Here is a 7,095-nt window from a genome sequence, read left to right as displayed (position 1 = left end):
CGTCCAGCTGACGGCGCAGCAGCCGGAGGTCAACCTGGTCCGCGTCGCCGTCCAGGGTCTGGCGGCGGTCCTGGGCGGCACCCAGTCCCTGCACACCAACTCCTTCGACGAGGCCATCGCCCTGCCCACCGACAAGAGTGCCCGCCTCGCCCTGCGCACCCAGCAGGTCCTGGCCTACGAGACCGACGTGACGGCCACCGTCGACCCGTTCGCCGGCTCCTACGTCATCGAGAAGATGACCGACGACGTGGAGGCGGCGGCCGTCGCGCTGATGGCGAGGGTCGAGGACATGGGCGGCGCGGTCGCGGCGATCGAGCACGGCTTCCAGAAAGGCGAGATCGAACGCAGCGCCTACCGGGTCGCCCAGGAGACCGACTCCGGCGAGCGGGTCGTGGTCGGCGTCAACCGCTACCAGCTCGACGAGGAGGAACCGTACGAGCCACTGCGCGTCGACCCCGCCATCGAGGCCCAGCAGGCCGAACGCCTCGCCAGGCTCCGCGCGGAGCGCGACCAGGCCGCGGTGGACACGGCGCTCAACGCCCTGAAGAAGGCCGCCCAGGGCGAGGACAACGTCCTCTACCCGATGAAGGACGCACTACGGGCCCGCGCCACCGTCGGCGAGGTCTGCAACGCGCTGCGCGAGGTCTGGGGGACCTACGTCCCGTCCGACGCGTTCTGACCGAGCCTGCCCGAAAGGAAGACCTCAGCCGTGACAACCCCCCTTCGCATAGTGATCGCAAAACCGGGCCTGGACGGACACGACCGAGGAGCAAAGGTCGTCGCTCGTGCCCTCCGGGACGCGGGTATCGAAGTCATCTACACGGGGCTGCACCAGACGCCTCAGCAGATCGTCGATACAGCTCTTCAGGAAGACGCGCACGGAATCGGACTGTCGGTGCTCTCGGGGGCGCACTTGACGCTCTTCGAGGAAGTGACGTCAGCACTCCGAAGGGCGGAGGCCACGGACATCACGCTCTTCGGGGGTGGCATCATCCCTGAAGCGGACATCCCGGCCCTCCGTGCTCTCGGTACGGCGGCCGTGTTCACCCCCGGTGTCGCGACCAGCGACATCGTCGCCTGGATCAAGAGCCACGTCAGTTGCTCGGACAACCCGCACGTACGGCCGGCATAGGTTCGTGCGCACATTTGAGGGCGCCCTTCTGGGAGGGCGCCCTCTTCGCGAGCTTGGTGCAGATGCAGCTCGCCGTAGCCACGCGGCGAACGTGGTCAGGTCCGCGGCGGCCCTACCGCGGGGCAGGCCGTCCTCGGGTGCAGGGGGTCGTCGACCGGGGGTCGTCGCCGTGCCACGTATGGGCAGTTCTCGTCCTCAGTTCTCGGCGGGGATATCCAGGGCGGTCCCGTACAGGCGGGAGACGCGGATCAGGATCACCACGCGACGGTCGGGCAGCGGCTGCTCGCCGGGGGCCGCCTCGTCTGCCGGGTCCACTATCTCCGCCTCGCCCTCGGCCACGGCGAACGACCAGACGTCCGGGCCGCTGACGTGCAGTGAGGTGTGCGGGTCGCGGCGCAGTTGGCGGACCTTGAGGCGGTCGGCGGTGGAGGAGACGCGCAGTACGCGCTCCTCGGCGTTCCAGTCGTAGAGGACGGTCGACAGGTGCGGGTGGCCGGTGCTTCTGACGCTCGCGAGTACGCCGAACTGCTGCTGCCGCAGCAACTGGGAGAGCTCCTGGTCGGTGAGCACCCGGGGGGCCGGGCCGTCGTTCTCGGTGGTGCTGGTGGTGCTGGTGGTGCTCTCGGTGGCGGTGTTCTCACTCATGAGGATCAGCCTTTCGAGGTTCGAGGTTCGGGGCTTGGGGTTCGGTGTGGGGGAGAGGGCGGGTCAGACGGCTGCGGCGCGGGAGGGAACCGGTCTGTCGGCGGCCTGCTCCTGGGCGGCCTGCCGATCGGGGCGGCGCAGCATCGTGAAGGCGACGGCGAAGGCGATGACCAGGAGCCCCGCGCCTGCCGCGAAGGCGAGCCGGTAGCCGCCGGTCAGTGCCTCGGCCGCCGTCAGGCCGTCCGACGCGAGGCTCTCGGTGCGGGAGGCGGCCAGGGTGGACAGGACCGCGACGCCCAAGGCCATGCCGATCTGCTGCGTGGTGTTGAACAGGCCGGATGCGAGACCGGCGTCCTCCTCGTTCGCGCCGGACATACCGAGTGTGGTCAGCGCCGGAAGCGCGAGACCGAACCCCGCGGCGAGCAGCATGACCGGAAGGAGGTCGACGGCGTAACTGGCCCGGACGGGGACGCGCGCCAGGAGGGCTAGGGCGCCGACGAGGAGCACGATGCCCGCCAGCAGGACGTTGCGCTCGCCGAAGCGGGCGTTGAGACGGGCGGAGACGCCCAGGGAGACGGCACCGATGACGGCGGCTGCCGGGAGCATCGCGAGGCCGGTCTCCGCGGCGCCGTATCCGAGCACCTTCTGGAGGTACAGGGCGACGAGGATCTGGAAGGAGAAGAGTGCGGCGACCATCAGGATCTGGACCAGGTTGGCGGCGGAGACGCTGCGCGAGCGGAAGATCCGCAGCGGCATCAGCGGGTTCTTCGCGGTGGCCTGACGGACGAGGAACGCGGCGAGCAGTGCGGCGGCGAGGGCGCCGAAGCCGAGGGTGCGGCCCGAGGTCCAGCCGTACTCCTCGACCTTGACGACGGTGTAGATGCCGAGCATCAGACCGGCGGTGACCAGAACCGCGCCGAAGACGTCCGCGCCCGCTTTGAGGCCCAGACCGACGTCACCGGGCAGGACGCGGACCGCGATCGCTAGGACGGCGATGCCGATCGGCAGGTTGATGAAGAAGATCCAGTGCCAGTTGAGCGCGTCGGTGAGTACTCCGCCCAGGACCTGTCCGATGGACGCGCCCGCCGCGCCGGTGAAGCTGAAGACGGCGATGGCCTTTGCGCGCTCCCTGGGCTCGGTGAACAGCGTCACGAGGATGCCCAGGCTGACGGCGGAGGCCATCGCGCTGCCGATGCCCTGGAGGAAGCGGGCGGCGATCAGTACGGCGGGCGAGGTGGCCACGCCGGCCAGCAGTGAGGCGGCGGTGAAGACGGTGGTGCCGGCCAGGAACATGCGCCTACGACCGATCAGGTCGCCGAGCCGGCCGGCCAGCAGGAGCAGGCTGCCGAACGCGATGAGGTAGGCGTTGACGACCCAGCTGAGGCCGGCGGGGGTGAACCCCAGGTCGTTCTGGATGGCCGGCATCGCCACGGTCACGATGGAGCCGTCGAGGATGATCATCAGCATCCCGGTGGCGATGACTCCGAGGGCGAGTCGGCGTGAGCGCGCGGCTGGAGAAGCGGGCGACGGCGCGGAGTCGGATGCGGCAAGCATGCGGTCTCTCCTGTCAGTTGGGGCGACAGGAGAGACCGTAGCAGATGGTTTTGTTGCAGACTATTTCTTTCGGTCTTACTTTTGGCTCCGCCCCCGCCTACCTGGACTGGCGCGCCCGACGGGCGGTGCGCGGGGCCTCGACAGGGGTCGCCAGTCCGTCGTCGACCAGGCGATTCAGGGCCCGCAGGAGGGACTCCCTGTCCGCCTCGGAAAGCGTGGTCAGGGCGTCGCGATGCACGCGGTCGACGATCTTCTGGCTCTGCTCGGCGATGCGGGCGCCCTGGGCGGTGACGGCGATGATCCGGGCCCGCCGATCCGTACTGGACGGGCGGCGCTCGGCCAGGCCCGCCTTCTCCAGAGCGTCCACCGTGACGACCATCGTGGTCTTGTCCATGTCGCCGATCTCGGCGAGCTGGATCTGGGTGCGCTCCTCCTCCAGGGCGTGGACGAGCACGCAGTGCATGCGGGCGGTCAGACCGATCTCGGCGAGGGCGGCAGACATCTTGCTCCGCAGGACGTGACTGGTGTGGTCGAGGAGGAACGACAGGTCCGGTTCGGTGCGCGCGGGCGTCATGGCGGTCATGTCTGCCAGCGTAGAGCAAATAGATCCGAGGTGGATTATCCAGAAGAGACCTTAATCCTGAGGGGTCTGACTCCTGGACCGCTCACCGGCCGCGGTTGCCGCCGCGGCCAGTCAGTGGTCTGCCCGTCACCGATACCCGGTCGCGTCCGCGGGCTTGCCGGCGTCGTCGACCTCGACCAGGTAGCGCCAGCAGTCCGGACGTGAGCCGTCGAGGTCGGTGAAGCCGTATTCCTGTGCGAGTTGCCCGCTGGACAACGACTGGCCGTTCCAGCGGGAAACATCGGCGTCGCCGGAAAGTGCCACGACCGCGCGTCCGACGTACGCCGGGCTCTCCGAGATGCAGAAGTGCGGCACCGTGGTCAGAGCGTCGCGCCAGTTGTCCTCGGTGACGCCGAACGTGTCGAGCATCATCTCCGAACGCAGCCAGCCCGGGGTGAGCGCCACCGCCGTTCCCCCGTGCGGCTTCAGCTCGTGTGCGAGCACGAACGCCATGCGCAGCACGCTGTTCTTGACCAGGTCGAAGAAGTACGAGTTGCGGTAGTTCAGTCCGTTGTATGTCGCGGTGCCGTCGGTCATCTCGACCACGAGGCCGCCCGGTTGCCGCACCAGCAAGGGAAGCAGGAAATGGCTGGTGATCGCGTGGGTCTCCACGCCCAGTCGGAGCAGCCGCAGTCCGTTGTCGAGGTCGTGCTCCCATACCGGCTTGTCGAACTCGAACAGCCGCTCGCCGCCCCAGACGTTGTTGACCAGCACGTCGAGCCGCCCCTGCTCGGCGTCGATGCGCTCGGCCAGCGCGTGGACCTGGTCGGGCACAAGGTGGTCGGTCGGCACCGCGATGCCGGTTCCGCCCGCAGCGGTGACGAGTTCCGCGGTCTCCTCGAACGTCTCGGCCCGGTCGTACTCCGAGCGTCGTTCCCGAGTCGTACGGCCGGTGACATAGACCGTCGCACCCGCCGCGCCGAGTTGGACGGCGATGCCGCGCCCGGCGCCCCGCGTGGCCCCTGCAACCAGCGCGATCTTTCCCTGGAGGTCCGGTGTCGATGTGTCGAGCAGCAGTCCCATGAAAGTCCTTTCTCTCAGTACGACCCGGTCCGCGCCCGCCTCGACGCCGACCGGTGACACCATGCTCACTCCAAAACCCGACAGCTTGTGTCCTATTTCTTCATTCGTCTCGCGGACGCCATCGAAAGCGGCCCCAGTCGGATGCCGCGCACAGCGTCGGCGAGGTGATCCGGACAGTAGGCGGGTCAGCCGGCAGGAACCGCCTCCTACGTCCTGTCGGTCTGCCTGGAGCTATGCGGCGGCGAGTTGGGGGGCTTCCGGAACGCCCGGGGTGCTCTATGCCGTCGACCGGTCACCGCTGCGCAGGCGCACGAGGCACTCGCCCAGGCGTACCCCTCGGTAGCCTCGTGCCTGATCAGCCTACGAGCGCCACGCGACTGGCCCATCACATCGCGCACCACGCCTCCACTGCTCGCAGGCTGGACGCATGGCGTCCGACAGGCCTGTCGTCGTGTACCCGCCTGCCGGAGACGGCGGACGGCGCGTGCGTGTTGGCGACCACTTCGTCGGCATCGCATACGGCCTCCTCGACATCACCGCCTACCTCCAAGAAGCCGGCCTCCAGGACTGGGACAAGATGGACGTGGTTCGATCCGCGTTCATCGAGTGGCGCGGCGGAGGGCCAGAGGTGTGGGAGCCCTGAGCGGCTTGCCGCTGCCCAGCCTCCCTCAGCTCCGCGCGGTCGCGCCTACCGTTCAGGCGTCTGCGGGCCAGTGTCATCACTCAGGAGGAGTGAGAATCAGCCGACGGGGCACGCAGAACTGCTGGAGCACAGGGAGCCGCCGATTCAAGCCCTCAGCCGCCATGCGAGTGGCGTAGGTGTCGTCCTCCGCTGCGCAGCCGGTGGCCGCGGCCATGTCCGTCGCCGCAGGTGGACCGTGAATCGTCCGGTCGGGGGAGCCCGGGACCGGTGCGAGCTCTCCGCCCACGGGACCACAGCAGAGGCCGGTGAACTCGGCACCGGCATCGGCAGCCACTGGGTACGGTCGCGTTTGGCGAGCAGCGGGGCGTAGGAGGCCATCCGGACGACGTCGCCGCTGCGTTTCATGGCGGCCATGTAGAGGGCCTCGGCGAGAGCGCTGCGGCCGTCGTTGCGTCAGCTGCCGTACTCGCCGATGTACAGGTGCGGCCCCGCGTCTTCCGTAAAGAGAGCTGGTCATAAACCGAGGAGCCCCCCCGTTGTCCTGCGGCTGCTCGTCGGTGGTCATCGTGCCGCAGCATGCGGTGTCACGGCGCTGCCATGGCTTGGGTCAGGTAGGGGCCGCGATGCTCAGAAGAGGACCCGGGCCGCAATCAGAGCCGCCGCGGCCTCTCCGTCGCCCGCGAACGTCAGCTCACCCCGCGCCGGCCGACCCGAGAGGTGGCGGGCGAAGTCCAGAGCGTCGGCCCGCAGCGTGACCACGGGCGGACCGCTGCCGAGCCTGTACAGGCCACCGGCCGGGCCCGAAAGCTCCAGCAGACAGGACGGCCCCGTCCAGCCAAGTGCCAGATCCAACAGGACCTGGCGCATGATCTCGCTGTCGTGCCCGTCCAGGGTCAACTCGACACCGGTGGCGTCACTGATATCGATGCGGTGCATCCAGGTGTCGCGGGCGATGAGAACGCTGTTCATATACTCGACGGAGTCCTCGGGAAGCGCCTTCGCCTCCGGGAAGATCATGCTGGTGCGGAGCCGACGCCGTACCGGAATGGGCACATGGGCCAGTGAGCGCACTGCCTTCGGGGCGATGCGAGCGAACTCCGCGACCAGTCGCTCTCCCGGGGCCTGTCCACGATCTTCGACCTGGCTTTCGTTGTGGCCGTCGAGCGCGCCCAACTCGGGATGCGTGCGACGGGCCCGCCGAACTCGCGTGACCATGAGCCAGGGCTTGGGCAGCTCCTCGAACTGGCCGATCTCGTGGGCGACCATGTCCCGGACGGTCCAGCCGGTGCACGCGGTCGGCATCGACCACGCCCCGGAGTCCAACGAGCCCATCATCGCGAGTGAGGCTCGTACCTCGGCGTCGTTGACCGTGCGTGCCCGAGCCGCGGAAGTCCGGGGAATGTCCCTGGCGGAGACAGCAGGCGTGGTCATACCGCACCTCCTCGACCCCCTCATCAAAGGCTACAAGGCACCCAC

The 7,095-nt window shown here is 68.8% G+C and carries 8 protein-coding genes and 1 pseudogene; 3 read left to right on the top strand and 6 right to left on the bottom strand.

The window, feature by feature from the left end; all coding sequences use genetic code 11:
• Both AQJ84_RS39385 and AQJ84_RS39380 read left to right on the top strand, forming a co-directional pair.
• On the top strand, positions 1 to 679 hold a 679-nt coding region (locus AQJ84_RS39385), incomplete at its 5' end, for a methylmalonyl-CoA mutase family protein (protein ID WP_225889269.1).
• A gap of 30 nt (positions 680 to 709) precedes the next feature.
• Positions 710 to 1,132, top strand: coding sequence for a cobalamin B12-binding domain-containing protein (locus tag AQJ84_RS39380; protein WP_030045772.1), 423 nt, complete (start codon positions 710 to 712; stop codon positions 1,130 to 1,132).
• Positions 1,133 to 1,327: 195 nt separating this feature from the next.
• Here the strand turns inward: AQJ84_RS39380 and AQJ84_RS39375 are convergent, their stop codons facing one another.
• The 4 genes from AQJ84_RS39375 to AQJ84_RS39360 form a co-directional block, all read right to left on the bottom strand.
• A complete protein-coding gene (locus AQJ84_RS39375) occupies positions 1,328 to 1,777 on the bottom strand; it encodes a pyridoxamine 5'-phosphate oxidase family protein (RefSeq protein ID WP_078632507.1) in 450 nt (149 codons plus the stop codon).
• Between the two features lie 63 nt (positions 1,778 to 1,840).
• A complete protein-coding gene (locus AQJ84_RS39370; protein ID WP_053192203.1) occupies positions 1,841 to 3,331 on the bottom strand; it encodes an MFS transporter in 1,491 nt (496 codons plus the stop codon).
• A gap of 97 nt (positions 3,332 to 3,428) precedes the next feature.
• Positions 3,429 to 3,914 (bottom strand): MarR family winged helix-turn-helix transcriptional regulator, encoded by a 486-nt coding sequence (locus AQJ84_RS39365; RefSeq protein WP_030045774.1) that lies wholly within the window; start codon positions 3,912 to 3,914, stop codon positions 3,429 to 3,431.
• 126 nt (positions 3,915 to 4,040) lie between these two features.
• Positions 4,041 to 4,976 carry an SDR family oxidoreductase gene (locus tag AQJ84_RS39360; protein WP_053192219.1) on the bottom strand — a complete coding sequence of 312 codons (936 nt, stop codon included), beginning with the start codon at positions 4,974 to 4,976 and terminating at the stop codon, positions 4,041 to 4,043.
• Between the two features lie 427 nt (positions 4,977 to 5,403).
• Between AQJ84_RS39360 and AQJ84_RS39355 the strand changes: the two genes are divergently transcribed.
• Positions 5,404 to 5,619 (top strand): hypothetical protein, encoded by a 216-nt coding sequence (locus tag AQJ84_RS39355; RefSeq protein ID WP_030045775.1) that lies wholly within the window; start codon positions 5,404 to 5,406, stop codon positions 5,617 to 5,619.
• A 144-nt stretch (positions 5,620 to 5,763) separates the two neighbouring features.
• Here the strand turns inward: AQJ84_RS39355 and AQJ84_RS41855 are convergent.
• Positions 5,764 to 6,057: pseudogene (locus AQJ84_RS41855) on the bottom strand (alpha-L-arabinofuranosidase C-terminal domain-containing protein); the annotation flags it as partial.
• 189 nt (positions 6,058 to 6,246) lie between these two features.
• A complete protein-coding gene (locus AQJ84_RS39350) occupies positions 6,247 to 7,050 on the bottom strand; it encodes a maleylpyruvate isomerase family mycothiol-dependent enzyme (RefSeq protein ID WP_053192205.1) in 804 nt (267 codons plus the stop codon).
• Positions 7,051 to 7,095 lie beyond the last annotated feature (45 nt).

It is taken from the genome of Streptomyces resistomycificus (assembly GCF_001514265.1).
GTDB classification, from domain to species: domain Bacteria; phylum Actinomycetota; class Actinomycetes; order Streptomycetales; family Streptomycetaceae; genus Streptomyces; species Streptomyces resistomycificus.
This window is presented reverse-complemented; position numbering and strand designations above follow the sequence as displayed.

Bases quoted from the DNA above. Each gene is read 5' to 3' on its own strand.
- AQJ84_RS39350 (WP_053192205.1), bottom strand. From the start codon at position 7,050: ATGACCACGCCTGCTGTCTCCGCCAGGGACATTCCCCGGACTTCCGCG.
- AQJ84_RS39360 (WP_053192219.1), bottom strand. From the start codon at position 4,976: ATGGGACTGCTGCTCGACACATCGACACCGGACCTCCAGGGAAAGATC.
- AQJ84_RS39355 (WP_030045775.1), top strand. From the start codon at position 5,404: ATGGCGTCCGACAGGCCTGTCGTCGTGTACCCGCCTGCCGGAGACGGC.
- AQJ84_RS39370 (WP_053192203.1), bottom strand. From the start codon at position 3,331: ATGCTTGCCGCATCCGACTCCGCGCCGTCGCCCGCTTCTCCAGCCGCG.
- AQJ84_RS39375 (WP_078632507.1), bottom strand. From the start codon at position 1,777: ATGAGTGAGAACACCGCCACCGAGAGCACCACCAGCACCACCAGCACC.
- AQJ84_RS39365 (WP_030045774.1), bottom strand. From the start codon at position 3,914: ATGACCGCCATGACGCCCGCGCGCACCGAACCGGACCTGTCGTTCCTC.